13 protein-coding genes are annotated in these 16,441 nt (G+C 62.1%); 4 read left to right on the top strand and 9 right to left on the bottom strand.

Annotated features, from left to right (window positions below):
- Nucleotides 1-5: 5 nt before the first annotated feature.
- Complete coding sequence (gene tsaA, locus AAEZ08_RS20575; RefSeq protein WP_003285552.1) at nt 6-713, bottom strand: tRNA (N6-threonylcarbamoyladenosine(37)-N6)-methyltransferase TrmO; 708 nt, start codon at nt 711-713, stop codon at nt 6-8.
- Nucleotides 714-822: 109 nt separating this feature from the next.
- Nucleotides 823-2,031 (bottom strand): tryptophan synthase subunit beta, encoded by a 1,209-nt coding sequence (gene trpB / locus AAEZ08_RS20570; RefSeq protein WP_482693347.1) that lies wholly within the window; start codon nt 2,029-2,031, stop codon nt 823-825.
- A gap of 402 nt (nt 2,032-2,433) precedes the next feature.
- Between trpB and AAEZ08_RS20565 the strand changes: the two genes are divergently transcribed.
- The 3 genes from AAEZ08_RS20565 (at nt 2,434) to betA (ending at nt 7,754) form a co-directional block, all read left to right on the top strand.
- A complete protein-coding gene (locus tag AAEZ08_RS20565) occupies nt 2,434-4,500 on the top strand; it encodes a choline transporter (protein WP_500125044.1) in 2,067 nt (688 codons plus the stop codon).
- A gap of 93 nt (nt 4,501-4,593) precedes the next feature.
- Entirely contained in the window at nt 4,594-6,066 is a 1,473-nt protein-coding gene (betB, locus tag AAEZ08_RS20560; RefSeq protein ID WP_500125043.1) for a betaine-aldehyde dehydrogenase, read from the top strand.
- Nucleotides 6,067-6,080: 14 nt separating this feature from the next.
- On the top strand, nt 6,081-7,754 hold the full coding sequence (gene betA / locus AAEZ08_RS20555; protein ID WP_427701766.1) for a choline dehydrogenase: 1,674 nt from the start codon (nt 6,081-6,083) through the stop codon (nt 7,752-7,754).
- 121 nt (nt 7,755-7,875) lie between these two features.
- Here betA and rimO read toward each other — a convergent pair whose 3' ends face one another.
- Nucleotides 7,876-9,198, bottom strand: a complete 1,323-nt coding sequence (gene rimO / locus AAEZ08_RS20550; RefSeq protein WP_003285545.1) for a 30S ribosomal protein S12 methylthiotransferase RimO — start codon at nt 9,196-9,198, stop codon at nt 7,876-7,878.
- Between the two features lie 265 nt (nt 9,199-9,463).
- Here rimO and AAEZ08_RS20545 point away from each other — a divergent pair, with 265 nt between their 5' ends.
- Nucleotides 9,464-10,120 carry a hypothetical protein gene (locus tag AAEZ08_RS20545; protein ID WP_003285544.1) on the top strand — a complete coding sequence of 219 codons (657 nt, stop codon included), beginning with the start codon at nt 9,464-9,466 and terminating at the stop codon, nt 10,118-10,120.
- Between the two features lie 27 nt (nt 10,121-10,147).
- Here the strand turns inward: AAEZ08_RS20545 and AAEZ08_RS20540 are convergent, their stop codons facing one another.
- From AAEZ08_RS20540 to AAEZ08_RS20515, 6 genes are all read right to left on the bottom strand, one after another.
- The gene (locus AAEZ08_RS20540) at nt 10,148-11,218 is read right to left on the bottom strand and encodes an acyltransferase family protein (RefSeq protein ID WP_500125042.1); all 1,071 of its coding nucleotides are present in this window, start codon (nt 11,216-11,218) and stop codon (nt 10,148-10,150) included.
- Between the two features lie 22 nt (nt 11,219-11,240).
- Nucleotides 11,241-12,239, bottom strand: coding sequence for a glycosyltransferase (locus AAEZ08_RS20535; protein ID WP_500125041.1), 999 nt, complete (start codon nt 12,237-12,239; stop codon nt 11,241-11,243).
- An 86-nt stretch (nt 12,240-12,325) separates the two neighbouring features.
- Nucleotides 12,326-12,535, bottom strand: a complete 210-nt coding sequence (locus AAEZ08_RS20530) for a hypothetical protein (RefSeq protein WP_102819828.1) — start codon at nt 12,533-12,535, stop codon at nt 12,326-12,328.
- Nucleotides 12,536-12,941: 406 nt separating this feature from the next.
- Nucleotides 12,942-14,147 carry a glycosyltransferase family 4 protein gene (locus AAEZ08_RS20525; RefSeq protein WP_003285538.1) on the bottom strand — a complete coding sequence of 402 codons (1,206 nt, stop codon included), beginning with the start codon at nt 14,145-14,147 and terminating at the stop codon, nt 12,942-12,944.
- A 68-nt stretch (nt 14,148-14,215) separates the two neighbouring features.
- Nucleotides 14,216-15,253: an acyltransferase gene (locus AAEZ08_RS20520; protein ID WP_181067294.1), complete on the bottom strand. Its 1,038-nt coding sequence runs from the start codon at nt 15,251-15,253 to the stop codon at nt 14,216-14,218.
- Between the two features lie 53 nt (nt 15,254-15,306).
- A complete protein-coding gene (locus AAEZ08_RS20515) occupies nt 15,307-16,413 on the bottom strand; it encodes a glycosyltransferase family 4 protein (protein WP_058064442.1) in 1,107 nt (368 codons plus the stop codon).
- Nucleotides 16,414-16,441 lie beyond the last annotated feature (28 nt).

Raw genomic sequence — 16,441 nt, 5'->3', positions numbered from 1 at the left:
CGGCATCAGGCCGGTTGCGGCGCTGCTGGCGCTACTTCCAGAACGCGGATCACGCCTGGCGCAGGGTAGTGCCAGCGTACGTCCACATCCCATAACTGCGCGCCGTAACGCCGTTCGGGCTCCGGCTTCTGATAGGCCGGGCGCGGGTCCTGCGCCAGGCACTGTTCGATGAGTTCGACCAGAGGCTCGCCCAGGCGCAGTGCTTCGCGGCGGGCTTGCAGCAATCCCGATTCCGACCATTGCACCTCGATCAACTCTGGCGCATCGGCGGCCATGTCGTTGCGTGCGTCAGGTAGCGCATCGGCGTAGGGCACGTAGGGTTTGATGTCCAGCACCGGGGTGCCGTCCAGCAGGTCGATGCCGGAAATGAACAGTCGTCCCGGCTCGACCTTATCCAGCCTGACCACCGACTGACCGATGCCATTGGGTCTGTGCGTTGCTCGCGTGGCGAACACGCCAACCATGCGATTGCCGCCCAGACGTGGCGGGCGAACCTTGAGGCGGGGTTTGCTTTCCAGCGCCTGATGGAAAAGAAATAGCAGCCACACGTGGCTGACCTGCTCGAGCCCGGCTACCGCATCACCACTGTCGAACGGCGGCAGCAGTTCCAGCACGCCACGTGCGGCTGGCGCCAGGCTGGGCTGGCGGGGGATGGCGAACTTCTCCTTGAAGCAGGAGCGGACGTAGCCGATAGGCGAGACGCTGTGATCCATTACACGGGCCTGGAAGCAGTCGGGCGGCTGCGCATCTTAACCGCTATGGCCGCCTGTTGCGTTTACGCCCGGCCGACGCGCATATGCACTGTCGGCCCGCGCTGATGTGTTACAGGCCGAGCAGGTTGGCGACGTAATCGGCGTCCTTGTCGCCGCGGCCGGAAAGGTTGACCAGGATATGGCTGTCCTTGCCCAGCGTCGGCGCGGTGCGAATCGCCCAGGCCACGGCATGGGCGCTTTCCAAGGCAGGGATGATGCCCTCCACACGCGATAGAGTCATAAAGGCATCCAGGCATTCCTGGTCGGTCGCGGTCTGGTAGTTCACCCGGCCGATGTCCTTGAGATAACTGTGCTGTGGGCCGACACCGGGGTAGTCCAGACCGGAAGCGATGGAGTGCACCGCAGACGGGTTGCCATCGGCATCCTCCAGCACGTAACAGGCCATGCCATGCAGTTCGCCTGGCTTGCCCTTCGTCAGCGTGGCCGAGTGGCGGCCTGGCTTGTCCAGGCTTTCGCCGGCCGGCTCGATACCGACCAGCTCGACGGCGGCATCTTCGAGGAAGGCGGTGAACATGCCCATGGCATTCGAGCCGCCACCGACGCAAGCAACTACGTGATCGGGCAGGCGGCCATGTTTGGCGAGGAATTGCTCACGGGCCTCGGTGCCGATGATTGACTGGAAATCGCGGACCATCTTCGGGAACGGATGCGGGCCGACCACCGAGCCAATGGCGTAGATGTAGTTGTGCGGGTCCTTCAGGTATTCCTCGAAGGCGCTGTCCACCGCTTCCTTGAGGGTGGCGCCGCCGCGGGTGACGGCGATCAGCTTGCAGCCGAGGATCTTCATCTTGGTGACGTTGGGATGTTCCTTCTCGATATCCACCTGGCCCATGTGAATCTCGCAGGGAATACCCACCAGCGCGCAGGCGGTAGCCAGGGCAACACCGTGCTGTCCTGCGCCAGTCTCTGCGATGACCTTCTTCTTGCCCATAAACTTGGCCAGCAGGGCCTCGCCGAGGCAATGATTGATCTTGTGTGCGCCGGTGTGGTTCAGGTCTTCACGCTTCAGATGGATCTGCGCACCGCCGAGCTGCTCAGACAGGCGCCGAGCATGGAAGATTGGACTTGGCCGACCCACATAGTCTGCGAATAGCGACGCCAGTTCCTGCTGAAAGTCCTCCCGTTGACGGATTTCCTCGTAGGCAAGGTTGATGTCGTCCATCGCCTGCTTGAGGTGTGGCAGCACCAACTGGCCGCCATACGGGCCGAAATATCCGTTGGCATCGGGCATGGCGTTGAAGCGTGGATCGGACGACATAGGAACATCTCTGCTATTGAATTTGGCTGATCATATGCCACCTCATTTGCAGCTGAAAACGCAGTGGCTTAACGCTTCAGGGATCTGCTTCATAACGCCCTGAATCGGTGACTGCCGAGTCGGAGCGGGGCGCGCAGATATCGCCGGCTTTGACGTAAATTCGCGAATTTGAAGCTTATCGTGTAGGATGCGCGCCGACTTCGCCATTATGGGAGCAGAATTCAAACTTGTTTTTTTGTCGGCAGCCCCTTGCCGACGGGCATAGCCGTCATCAGTACGGCTGCTATGCATGCCCAACCCGCCATTGGTGCGCACCAATCTCAAGAGATTTGCCCGCTACCTGCCGCAATACGTCGCACCGCGATGTCGTAAAAGCCAGAACAAGTTCAGGAGATAGAACTGATGAACGAGGCTGAGCTCTCGCCCAATGATTCCGAAGCGCCCGCTGACCGGATCAATCCCGTAGTTTTCTACGGTTCCGCAATCGCCATCGTGTTGTTTGCCGTATGGACGATGTTCTTCACCGATCGCTCGCTGGCGATCATCAACACGGTACTTGGTTGGATTTCCAATTCATTCGGCTGGTTCTACTTTCTCGCCGTGCTGCTCTACCTGCTGTTCGTAGTGATCGTGGCGACCAGCCGTTACGGCAAGATCCGCCTCGGGCCGGATCATTCCAAACCCGAATTCAACGTGGTCACCTGGGCGGCGATGCTGTTCTCTGCCGGTATCGGCATCGACCTGCTGTTTTTCTGCATCGCCGAACCCATCACCCAGTTTCTCGAACCGCCGGTGGGCGAGGGCGGGACCACCCAGGCCGCGCGTCATGCGATGGAGCTGACCTTCCTGCATTGGGGCCTCTCTGGCTGGGGCGTCTATACGCTGGTCGGCATGTCGCTGGCCTACTTCAGCTTCCGCCAGGGCTTGCCGCTGTCGATTCGCTCCTCGCTGTACCCGATCTTCGGCAAGCGCATCTATGGCCCCATCGGCCATACCGTCGATACCGCCGCGGTGCTTGGCACCATCTTCGGTATCGCCACCAGCCTGGGCATCGGCATCATCCAGCTGAACTTCGGCCTCAACTATATCTTCGGCATACCTGAGGGCACGCTGACCCAGGCGGTGCTGGTGGTACTGATCGTGGTGTTCTCGGCCATTTCGGCGGCCACGGGCGTGGAGCGCGGCATTCGCCGGCTTTCCGAATTCAACATGCTGTTGGCGGTGTTGCTGCTGCTGTTCGTCCTGGTCGTCGGCGACACGGTGTTCCTGCTCAATGCGCTGGTGATGAACGTCGGCGACTACTTCTCCAACTTCATCAGTCTGTCGCTGGACACCTACGCCTACCGCCGGCCGACCGACTGGCTGAATGCCTGGACGGTGTTCTTCTGGGCCTGGTGGATTGCCTGGGGGCCGTTCGTGGGCCTGTTTCTGGCGCGGATTTCCCGCGGCCGCACCATCCGCGAGTTCGTCATCGGCACGCTGCTGCTGCCGCTGGCCTTCATGATGGCCTGGATGTCGATCATGGGTAACAGCGCCATCGAGATGGTCATGGGCGGTGCCCTCGAATTCGGCCAGCAGGCGGTGAGCAACCCCGGTTCGTCGATCTATCTGTTCCTGCAGAGTCTGCCGTGGGCCGGCCTCACCACCATCGTGGTGACCATCCTCGCGATCGTCTTCTTCGTCACCTCCGGCGACTCCGGTTCGCTGGTGCTGTCGAACTTCACCTCCATCCTCAAGGATGTGAACAGCGATGCGCCGGTGTGGATGCGCATCCTCTGGGCGGCGATCATCGGCATTCTCACCCTGGCACTGCTGATTGCTGGCGGCCTGACCGCGCTGCAGGGCACCGTGGTGATCATGGGGCTGCCGTTCTCCATCGTTCTGCTGTTCATGATGTACGGGCTGTTCAAGGCATTGCACGTCGAGGGCGTCATGGTCGACAGCTACCAGAAAAGCCTGTCCGGCTACCTGTCCGGGCGCGCCACGCTGGAACACACGCAGATGAACTGGAGTCAGCGGCTGTCGCGGGCGATGAGCTTTCCCAGCCGTTCGCAGATCCGTCGCTACCTGAAGGACGTGTGCAAGCCGGCGATGGAGGAGATTCAGAAGGCGCTGGGCGAGAAGGGCGTGCCGGTGGAGATCGTCGAAGGCGAACCGGGCAACGAGCACCTGGCGCTGCACGTCAATCTGGGCAGCGAGCAGGACTTCACCTACCAGATCTGGCCAGTGCGCGGCACCATGCCGTCCTTCGCCCTGCGCACGCAGAGCAGCAACGCCGACTATTACCGGCTCGAGGTGCATCTGCGCCAGGGCAGCCTGGGCTACGACCTCATGGGCTACTCCCGGCGCCAGCTGATCGAGGACATCCTCGACCACTACGAGCACCACATGCACTTCCTGCATCTGCAGCGCGAGAACGGCGGTGGTGAAAGCGGCATGCCCAACCCAGGCGCGGCGCCGACACCCTGACCCAGCACGCCTCGGGCGATCCCCGAGGCGTTCCATTCATGTCGCGGCAGCGTCGATCCGCTGCCGCCACGAACAGTACGAACGAGGTAGAACATGGCCCGTTTCCCACGGCAGCAACTCTATATCCATGGCGGCTACGTCGACGCCAGCAGCAATCAGACCTTCGAGAGCATCAACCCGGCCAACGGCGAAGTCCTGGCCGAAGTGGCGGAGGCCGGTGCGACCGACCTGGAACGCGCCGTTCAAAGCGCCGAGCAGGGCCAGCGCATCTGGGCGGCACTCACCGGCATCGAGCGGGCGCGAATCATGCGTCGCGCGGTCGATCTGCTGCGCGAGCGCAACGACGAGCTGGCGCTGCTGGAAACCCTGGACACCGGCAAGCCGCTGAGCGAAACCCGCAGCGTTGACATCGTCACCGGCGCCGACGTGCTGGAGTACTACGCCGGCCTGGCTCCGGCCATCGAGGGCGAGCAGATTCCGCTGCGCGACAGCAGCTTCGTCTATACCCGGCGCGAACCGCTGGGCGTGGTGGCCGGCATCGGCGCCTGGAACTATCCCATCCAGATCGCTCTGTGGAAGGCGGCTCCGGCATTGGCCGCCGGCAACGCGATGATCTTCAAACCCAGCGAAGTCACCTCGTTGAGCGCGCTCAAACTGGCGGAAATCTTCAGCGAGGCTGGGCTGCCCGATGGCGTGTTCAACGTGCTGACCGGCAGTGGTGCCAGTATCGGATCGCTGATCACCGAGCACCCACGCATCGCCAAAGTGTCTTTCACCGGAGGCGTGGCCACCGGCAAGAAGGTCATGGCCAGTGCGGCGTCGTCGTCGCTGAAGGACGTGACCATGGAACTGGGCGGCAAGTCGCCGCTGATCATCTGCGAGGATGCCGATCTGGACCGCGCGGCCGATATCGCGGTCATGGCCAACTTCTTCAGTTCCGGCCAGGTGTGCACCAATGGCACCCGGGTGTTCGTGCCGGCCGGTCTGAAAGCGGCATTCGAGGCCAAGCTGCTGGAGCGTGTGCAGCGCATCCGACTGGGTGATCCGCAGCAGGAGGAAACCAACTTCGGTCCGCTGGTCAGCTTCGCGCACATGAACAACGTGCTCGACTACATCGCCAAGGGCAAGGCCGGCGGTGCGCGGGTGCTCTGTGGTGGCGGGCGGGTGACTGAAGGCGAATACGCCAAGGGCGCCTTTGTCGCACCGACCATCTTCAGCGACTGCAGCGACGACATGACCATCGTGCGTGAAGAGATCTTCGGCCCGGTGCTGAGCCTGCTCGAATACCAGGACGAGGACGAAGTCATCCGCCGCGCCAACGACACCGAGTACGGCCTTGCCGCCGGCGTCGTCACTACCGATCTGGCGCGGGCGCACCGCATCATCCATCGCCTTGAGGCTGGCGTCTGCTGGATCAATACCTGGGGTGAATCGCCGGCGCAGATGCCAGTCGGTGGCTACAAGCAGTCCGGCATCGGCCGCGAAAACGGCATCGCCTCGCTGGCGCACTACACCCGGGTCAAATCGGTACAGGTAGAGCTGGGCGAGTTCGCCTCGGTGTTCTGAGGGAGGTTTGAACCATGGAATATGACTACATCATCATCGGCGCCGGCTCGGCGGGTAACGTGCTGGCCGCGCGCCTGACCGAGGACGCCGACGTCAGCGTGCTGCTGCTGGAAGCCGGCGGCCCGGACTATCGGCTGGATTTCCGCACCCAGATGCCCGCCGCACTGGCGTATCCGCTGCAGGGCACGCGCTACAACTGGGCGTACAAGACCGACCCCGAGCCGCACATGAACAACCGCCGCATGGACTGCGGTCGTGGCAAGGGCCTGGGCGGTTCTTCGTTGATCAACGGCATGTGCTACATCCGAGGCAACGCCCTGGATTACGACAACTGGGCCAAGGCACCGGGGTTGGAGGACTGGACCTATCTCGACTGCCTGCCGTATTTCCGCAAGGCCGAGTCGCGCGACATCGGCCCCAACGACTACCACGGCGGCGACGGCCCGGTCAGCGTGACCACACCCAAAGCCGACAACAACGAGTTGTTCCACGCCATGGTCGAAGCGGGCGTGCAGGCGGGCTTCCCGCGTACCGATGACCTCAACGGCTACCAGCAGGAAGGCTTCGGCCCGATGGATCGCACCGTGACGCCGCAGGGCCGGCGCGCCAGTACCGCTCGCGGCTATCTGGACCAGGCCAAGGAACGGCCGAGCCTGACCATCCACACCCATGCCGTCACCGACCGTGTGCTGTTCGAGGGCAAGCGTGCCGTCGGCGTTCGTTACCTGCGCGGCCGCGAGCAGCCACAGGTGGCTCGTGCGCGCCGTGAGGTGCTGCTGTGCGGCGGCGCCATCGCCTCGCCGCAAATCCTGCAGCGCTCGGGAGTTGGCCCTGGCGCGTTGCTGAAGAAGCTCGGCGTCACGCTGGTGCAGGAGCTGCCCGGCGTCGGCCAGAACCTGCAGGATCACCTGGAGATGTACCTGCAGTTCGAGTGCCTGAAGCCGGTGTCGCTGTACCCGGCGCTCAAGTGGTGGAACCAGCCGGCGATTGGCGCCGAGTGGCTGTTCCTCGGCAGCGGCATCGGTGCCAGCAACCAGTTCGAGGCCGGCGGCTTCATCCGCAGCAGCGACGAGTTCGAATGGCCGAACATCCAGTTCCACTTCCTGCCGGTGGCGGTCAGCTACAACGGCAGCAACGCCCATGACGGCCACAGCTTCCAGGCCCACGTCGGCTCGATGCGTTCACCCAGTCGCGGTCGTATCGAGATCCGCTCCACCGATCCGCGGGTCGATCCGAGCATCCTGTTCAACTACATGGCCCACGAGCAGGACTGGCGCGAGTTCCGCGATGCCATTCGCCTCACCCGCGAGATCATCGCGCAGCCGGCGCTCGATCCCTACCGTGGTCGCGAGCTGAACCCGGGTGTGGAAGCGCAGAGCGATGCCGAGCTGGACGCCTTCGTCCGCGAGCATGCCGAGACGGCCTATCACCCGTCCTGCTCGTGCAAGATGGGCACGGACGACATGGCCGTGGTGGACGGGCAGGGTCGCGTGCATGGGGTGGACGGGTTGCGCGTGGTGGATGCTTCGATCATGCCGCAGATCATCACTGGCAACCTCAACGCCACCACCATCATGCTGGCTGAGAAGATCGCCGACCGGATTCGCGGTCGCGAGCCGTTGCCGCGCAGCACGGCGAGCTACTACGTCGCCAACGGCGCACCGGTGCGGCAACCGCCGCAGCGTTGACGCGTTCGCCGTCAGGTGGTGGAAAAGGCTTCGCTGTTTTCCACGCTACGCTGCCGAGGACGAGTCGTGCAGAAATGAAAACGCCCCGCAGAAGCGGGGCGTTTTCGTATCGCGGATCAGCTCAGATCACTTCGGCCCAGAGGTCGTACTCGTCGGCGTGGGTGACGCGCACGCGGACCTTGTCGCCCGGCTGCAGCGATTTCTCGCTGTCGATGTAGACCATGCCGTCGATCTCCGGGGCGTCGGCCCAGGAGCGGCCGATGGCGCCGTCCTCGTCCACTTCATCGATCAGCACGTCCAGTTCCTTGCCGACCTTCAGCTGCAGGCGCGCGGCGCTGATGGCCTGCTGATGCGCCATGAAGCGGTCCCAGCGATCCTGCTTGATCTCGTCCGGTACCGGCTCGAGGCCCATGACCTCGGCCGGCGCGCCGTCCACCGGCGAATACTGGAAGCAGCCGACGCGGTCGAGCTGGGCTTCGGTCAGCCAGTCCAGCAGGTACTGGAAGTCTTCCTCGGTCTCGCCGGGGAAGCCGACGATGAAGGTCGAGCGAATGGTCAGCTCGGGGCAGATCTCGCGCCACTTCTTGATGCGTGCCAGGGTCTTGTCTTCGAAGGCCGGGCGCTTCATGGCCTTGAGCACCTTCGGGCTGGCGTGCTGGAAGGGGATGTCCAGGTACGGCAGGATCCTGCCGGCGGCCATCAGCGGGATCACGTCGTCGACGTTCGGGTACGGATAAACGTAGTGCAGGCGCACCCAGACGCCCATCTTGCCCAGCTCCTCGCACAGCTCGAGCATGCGCGTCTTGACCGGCTGGCCGTTCCAGAAATCCAACTTGTACTTGAGGTCGACGCCATAGGCGCTGGTGTCCTGGCTGATCACCAGGACTTCCTTCACGCCGGCCTTGACCAGGCGCTCGGCTTCGCTGAGCACATCGCCCACCGGACGGCTGACCAGCTTGCCGCGCATGGACGGGATGATGCAGAAGCTGCAGCTGTGGTTGCAGCCTTCGGAAATCTTCAGATAGGCGTAGTGACGCGGGGTGAGCTTGATGCCCTGTGGCGGCACCAGGTCGACGAAGGGGTCGTGCTCAATGTTTGGCGGCACCACTTCATGTACCGCATTGACCACCTGCTCGTACTGCTGCGGGCCGGTAACCGCCAGCACGCTGGGATGCACGCCGCGGATGTTGTTTTCGTCCACGCCCATGCAGCCGGTGACGATTACCTTGCCGTTCTCGGCGATCGCCTCGCCAATGGCGTCCAGCGATTCGGCCTTGGCGCTGTCGATGAAACCGCAGGTATTGACCACCACCACATCGGCATCCTCGTAGGACGGCACGATCTGGTAACCCTCCATGCGCAGCTGGGTGAGGATGCGTTCAGAGTCGACCGTTGCCTTGGGGCAACCCAAGCTCACGAACCCGACTGTTGGCGTTTTGCTCATCGACTTTGAACCTCGAAAACCGCGTATGAAAAAGGCGCGCGAGTATATAGAGCTGAGCATTTTTTAGCCAGACTGGAGGCGTCAGCGCTCGACCGTTCAGCGGTTCGTCGCTCCTTTGCTAAGGCCGCGAGCGAGATGCCATGGCGATCTGGCTGGACTAACCTCCACATCCCTTTGGCCCTATGAGGAGGTCTAATTCGGGCCGTGTTGAATGGATGTCAAAACGCTATCATTGGCGTCTCATTAGACCGAGCAAAGGGACTTCATGAAAACGTTGCTATCGAACTGTCTGGCGATTGTGGCCGCCATAGGCTTGTGTACGGCCGCAATCGCCGAGGATGCGCTATTCAAGGAGCATATATATGGAGCGCCGTTCAGCACTTACAGCAATCAGGCAGGCTATTACGATTGTTCTGCAGAAATTGGCGCCACCGCACTGTGCGTGGATGACGTCAAGTTCGTAGGTCACTCTTTTACCGCAGCCTTACTGTTTTCCGGCGAGAAGCTTTATATGGTCAGCCTGCTGTCGAGTTTCGAGCAGCAGGCCTACGTGCAGGCGGTCGCTGCGCTGGCTAAGTCCTTCGCCCTCGTTTCGCTGGCCGACGCCAACTCGCAGCTAGATCTTCTTGATCTGGATCGTCAGAACAACCGGCAGGATTTTGCGGCCAAGTTGTCGAGTTACGAAAGTGTGGCCGCTAACGCGGGCAACCTCACCTACACCTTCATTGAAGGCCTGGATCGGGCGAAAAAGCACCCCAATGTCACGACAGCAGTAGCCGCCGCCAAGGACAACACCCGTGCTGCTGAACTAGTGATAATGGATGATGGTGCAGACTCGATACTTGCGATCCGCTTCTCCTTTCCCAAGCTGGAGGCAAGAAAGCTCCAGGACGCGCTCGCCAGTCCGGTAGAGGATTTCTAGCTGATCCATGCGGCCGCATACTTCCTCTCAGCGGTTTGCCGCCGCAACTGCATTCGCAGCGAGGCGTCGCCGGCGAGGCAGATAGCGTTTGAGCGCCAGCGCCGGTGATTCGATCAGATGCCAGGACAACGCGGCAGCGATAAAGCTGGCGGCGAAGGCCAGGAGCATGAACGGTATCAGCGGTAGCTGGCCGTCGGTCCAGTGCATGATCAGCTGCTGGATCGGAAAGCTGAAGATATACAGGCCGTAGGAGAAATCGCCCGCCTTGCCGAACCCGGCCAGCCGCGGTATGCGCAGCTGGGCGAGGTATAGCGTGAGGTAAGGCAGGGTCAGCACGTGCACCAGCTGCCAGTATTCGCTGCGTGCACTGAGCACGTTCACGGACACCAGCAGCGCGACGAGCTTCCAGTTCCATACGATGCGTTCGCGGTACAGATAGAACGCTACCCCCGCGTAGAAGAACATTCCCAGCCGAGTGACTTTGCGCAGCAGATCGGCTTGCATCTCGTAGGCCGGTATGAGGTGGAAATGCACGGCCATCATCAGTGCCAGACCAACCAGTGCGGCACTGCGCCCGAAGACCTTGAGTAGCCCCAGCGTCATTACCGTGGCGTACATCAGTACTTCGTAGGGCAGTGTCCAGAGAGAGCCGTTGACCGTATTTGCAAACGGGTTGGACTCGAACACTCCTGGCAGTCGGAACTCGGTAATCAGCAGCATGTTGCCCAGGTAGTTCCAGGTACCCGGTGCCGCTATGTAATCACCCAGCGACCATTCGGTTGCCAGTGGGCCGACCAGCAGTACGGCGAACAGCACCGACACGATCAGCGCAGGAAAAATGCGCAACGCTCGTTTGGCGGCGAACTCCAGCACGCTGTGACTGTTCAGCCAGGATGCTGCAATGAGAAAACCGCTCATCACGAAGAACACGTGTACGGCGATGTCCGCCGAGTCATAGCTGCCGCTGAACAGGCGCAGCGGTTCCTGATGCGCCTGGCCTGAGAGTCCGTAGGCGTGACCGAACACCACCATCGCGGCGGCGAAAAAGCGCAGGAAATCGAAATTGTTGTCTCGGTTCGCCAGGGTGGGCGCGGACATTGGAACCTCCTTGTGGGTGTGGTCAACGCAGCGGGAATGTCCGGCTCATCCCAAGCGTGCGGCTCTCGCCGTCGCGGATGGCCTGTTTGATCAGCCGCAGCCGTTCCGGCGCCTGCTGGCGGCGCGCGACATGGTGCAGTAGGCCGAGAAAGATCAAACGGTTCAGGCGGTACAACCAGGGCGACGCTGCCCAGACATAGGTGTCGAACCAGGCTTGGTTGCGGGCGGTGTAGTAGGCGCGGAAATCGGAGTCGCCTAGCAGGAAGGCCTCGTAGATGTTGCGAGTGTGGGCCTTGATGTTCCACGACAGCTCCAGCTCGTCGATCAGTGCGTCGGTGACCAACCGCAGGCGGCCTCCTTTTGCTGTGATACGCCGGGTGTACTCGGTGTCGTCGGCATACAGCACCAGCTCGCGCAAAGGCACTCCGATCGCCTGATACAAGCTGCGATGCGCGAGCATGCCGCCGTACGGTGCGAACGGCAGATCCATGGCCCGTGGTGGCGTTCCTTGCGGTTTACCCCATGGCAGACGGCGCCAGATCTTGTAAGGCAGCTGTGCTATGTGGAAGCCGAAATAGCTGGAGCGCGGCTGAATGGCAAAACGCTGTGGCACACCGCGAGCGATGTCTTCCTGCTGACTGGGCCGAAAACCCAGAACGGCAGCTCGATTAAGCCCTACGTCCTCACCCAGCAGCGCCAGCTCCTGGTGAAGCAAGCGAACGGCTGATGCAGTGGGCGCGTTGTCGTCGTCCATCATCCAGATGTACTGCGCACCTTCGGCCAGCGCCGCCTCCAGTCCCACGGCATAGCCGTTAGCGGAACCGGTGTTTTGCTCGAGTTGGATAACTTCGACTTGTCCTGGCCAGCGGCTGGACAGCTGTTCAAGCGGTGCGCTGGAGGCGTTGCTCACCACCACCACGCGAGTGATCTGCTCGAAGGCGAAAGCCTGCTCGATCAAACGCCTCAGGTAGGCCATGCGGTCACCATAGGTGACGGTGACGATCGTGGTCTGTGGCTTCATGGTCGGTTCGTCTGTGCCGATGTCGACCGCTTGCGCGGATTGGCTGCACGTTTTTGCGCATGCTGAGTTCTGCACGGGGGATCTCCTCAGCTCTGTTCTTGAGTGGTGAGCGGCGGGCAAAGGGACTGCGTTTCGGACGCCAGGTCTTCATCGTTCGGGCTGAAGAAGGCGTGGAAGATGCGAATGAATCCATTACCCGAGGGGCTGCCAGGTGCGCTAGGAGCGGGAATGAGTTCGGTGTAGGAGTAGCCATCGGCCAGAATCAGCGATGTTCTGGATATATCTTCTGTGCTCATGCTGTGGCTCCTGAGTAGCCGGGCGCTGCGATGCCCTGATCAGAATGAATAGCGCCTGCTGTCCACTGGCGGGTACCAGAATGAAGTGGAGGCCGGCTCGGCAAACCGATGTTTCTGCTGGCCTGATGCCGCGCCGTCATGCTGCTCGGCCTGGGCCGAGGCACAACACTGCGGGGAGCTGGCCGATGTCTGGCTAAATGCGATGACGCTGGTGCTTCCCGCAGCATCGCAGGTGGTGGTATGGCTGGCCGAGAAGGCGGGTGTAGCGATCAGAGACTCCGCTACCGCCGTAGCGCTCGCAGGCTCCGTCATTACAACGAGAGCGAACCCGAGAGCGCGGGTCGCTCTCATCCACTTCTTTACTGTGTTCATCCTTGAAACCTCGTAAGTGAATGTATGGGCGCTTTTACGGGTGCTTGATGGGTACCACCGCCGCCGGATAGATCGGCGCGCTCGGTGGCGGCGAGGAGATGAGGGCAGGGTGTTCGTAAGCCCTGGCCTCGCGTAGCCGCGCTTCGACGAAGGCGCGGATCTCCTGCTCGAAACGTTCGCCGGAAAAGCGCTCGGCATTGCTGCGGCAGTTGGCGGCGCTGATGCGCGAGCGCTGGGCTTCGAATTCGGCAATGGCGGCGACGATCGATTGGGTGGTCTGTTCCGGGTAGAACACGCCAGTGGGCTCGGGGTGATCGAGGCCGCGCACGGTTTCCAGCACGCCGCCGCGACCATAGGCGATGACCGGTGTGCCACAGGCCTGTGCTTCGATCGGTGCGATACCAAAGTCTTCTTCGGCTGCGAAAACGAATGCTTTGGCGCGCTGCATGTGCCGCAGCAGCATCTCGAAGCTCTGGTACCCAAGCAGGCTGACGTTGGGGCCGGCTGCTTCGCGAGCCTTGTCCATTTCCGGCCCGGTGCCAATCACGATCAGGCGTTTGTCGGGCATCGCCGAGAAGGCCTCGATGATCAGCGGAATCTTTTTGTACGGCACCATGCGCGAGGCCGTCAGATAGAAGCTTTCCTTGGCCTCGTGCAGGGTGAAGTGGCGGGTGTCGACCGGTGGATAGATCACAGTCGACTGGCGCCGGTAGCTCTTGTTGATGCGGCGGCCAATGAACTGCGAGTTGGCGATGAATTCGTCGACACCGCTGGCGGTACGCTGATCCCACATGCGCATGTAGTGCAACAGCATGCGCGCGAGCTTGGCCTTGATTCCGCGCTCCAGGCTGGCTTCGTGCAGGTACTGATGTTGCAGATCCCAGGCATAGCGAATCGGCGAGTGCACGTAGCTGATATGCAGCTGGTTCGGGCCAGTCAGCACGCCCTTGGCCACCGCATGGCTGCTGGAAATGATCAGGTCATAGGAGGACATGTCCAGCTGCTCGATGGCCAGAGGCATCAGTGGCAGGTACTTCTGATAATGAGTGCGCGCCTTCGGCAGCTGCTGAATGAAGGTGGTCTTGGCGCGCTTGCCGCCAAGATGAGCGCGGTCTGCGTCGGAAAGAAAATCGATGACTGCGAACAGGTCGGCTTCCGGCCAGACGGCGCAGAGACTGGCGAGCACCCGTTCGGCGCCGGCATACGTCACCAGCCAATCGTGAACGATGGCAACTTTCATGGATGACATCCTTGATCGAAAAATAAAAGTGAATGGCGTTGCCGCCATACAGAATGAAGCGCTGCGTTTTAACGGCTATGCAGGCGTACCAACGGCAGCAGCTCGTGCTGACCGGTGAGGCGTTTGCCGGCGTGAGCGAGCGGCTGTTCGAGCAGGTGGCGGCAGAGCAGGGCGCTGCCCAGCGCCAGTACCAGGCCAAGTACTGTGCCGGCGAGACTGGCGGTAGACCCGGTCAGGCCGAGCGAGTGGGTTAGCAGTTCGCTCAGCCGGTGCATTGCCGGCAGCAACAGATAGAGCGAGTAGCTGAGGCTGCCGAGCCAGACGAGCAGCGGAGTTCGTAATGGCAGGCGACTGGTGAACAGCAGCAAGGTCACGGTGGCCAGCGCATAGCTGAGCAGATCCCGAGGCCCGACCGTGGCGCCCGCTGACCAACCGGCAAGGAAGATGACCGGCATTACCAGCAGGTAAAGCCGCAGCGTATAGCGCGCATATTCGCGGGCGCGCCTGCGGGCATAGCTGCTGCTTTCGAGCTGAGCCTCGTACCAGAGCGATGCAAAGAACATCAGTGACAGCACCAGCGGCAACGTCACCGGTAGCGCTGTGCCAATCAGCTGCTGTACCAGCGCGAGCAGCAACGCGGCGGCCAGCAGAACGAGTGCGCAGCCTGCCCGCAAGCTCACGCTGTGCAACAGTCCAAGCAGCCGCAGCATCAGGCAGAGTGCGTAAAACAGCAGGACTGGCGGTAATGCCCCGTAAGCACCGATTGTTTCGAATGCGACGCCCGCGGTTGCCGGGGCCACGCCCGGCAACCAGGCCGGGCTGGTCGGCAGCACGATGGCCGTTAGCAGAACGGCCAGCAGATAGACGGGCAGCAGGCGCAACAGACGGCGAATGATGAAGCCCCGCTCGGCGTCGACACTGACATGCAGGCTGGCCGGAACGACGAAGCCGCAAGCCAGCAGAAACCACAGCTGCGCCACAAGCCCAGGGTCCACCACGTGTCGCAGCACCCAGGAGCCGGCCAGCAGTGGCACCAGCAGCGTCTGGAAAATCAGAAGTATGGCTGCGCTGCCGCGCAGCGCGTCTATATGCGTCAACCGTTCCATGGTCCCGCCTCGCTTGGTGAGAGGTTGAAGGTCGATAAGCGCTTGGCTCGCCGTTAAGGGCGATCCGGTGACCAGGCGATGAACGTTGGCGGGTTGGCCTTGCCCATCAGAGCCTGATCGATCAGCTGCGATACCGTCTGTGCCGAGCGCTTCCAGGAATAGCGCTCGGCATTTGCCAGGCCCAGGGTGCGCAAGTCGTCGCGCAGCCGGCGGTCCTGCAGCACATGGCGCATGCAACGGGCGATGTCCTCGATATTCAGCGGCTCGAAATAGAGCACGCTGTCGCCGAGCACCTCGGGGATCGAGGCGGCCCGTGCTGCGATCACCGGGCAGCCGCAGGCCTGCGCCTCCAGTGGTGGGATGCCGAAACCTTCGTACAGCGAAGGGAAGACGAACGCTGTCGCGCCCTGGTATTCGCGTACCAGCTGCTCATCGTTGAGTCGGCCGAGTACTCGCACCCGCGGCTCGCCGCTAACGCTGCAATCGCTGCCAGAAAACACCGAGTGCGAATCGCCGACGATGTGCAGCTCCACGTCATCGAAGCCTTCGAGGCTGAGGAATGCTGCGACCATTCGTGTGAAGTTCTTGTGCGCATTCGGTGAAGACACGGCTAGCAGATAGGGCCTGCCGTTGTGCTGGCCCGCCGTGTTGACCGGCGGGTGGAACTTCGCTGCCACCGCATTCGGCACCACGCAGATTTTCTCGCTCGGGTAGCCGTAATAGCGGGCAATTTCCTTGCGCGAGAAATCGCTGACGGTGATCAGCGCCTTGATCCGCTTGAGCAGCAACGGCGTAAGGCCTTTGTAGAGGCTGCGGAAAGTACGCGAATAGCTCTCCGGGTGGCGGACGTAGGTAATGTCATGATGCGTGGCAATCTGGTTGCGGTAGATCAACGGCGCGGTGTTACACAACGACAGCAGTGGCGGATGCCCGTTACGCGCCAGCCACAGCGGCAGATCAAGTTGCTCCCAGAGGTGCCCACGATTACGGCCGATGCGGCGCACCTCCAGACGTTCGGCGCTGGCGCGCGAATGGATGTCGTGAGGGGCGACGAATGTCAGGTCTTTGCGCATGGCAGCAAGCTCCAGACAGACCTGTTCGGCAAAACGTTGTACGCCGCGGGTTTCCTGAGTCAGGAAACGAGCGTTGATCACAATCATGAGCGGCTCTCCTTGCGGGAAGGTGCGT

It is taken from the genome of Pseudomonas sp. E45-MNA-CIBAN-0222 (assembly GCF_040310405.1).
Taxonomy (GTDB): Bacteria; Pseudomonadota; Gammaproteobacteria; order Pseudomonadales; family Pseudomonadaceae; genus Stutzerimonas; species Stutzerimonas stutzeri_AC.
This window is presented reverse-complemented; position numbering and strand designations above follow the sequence as displayed.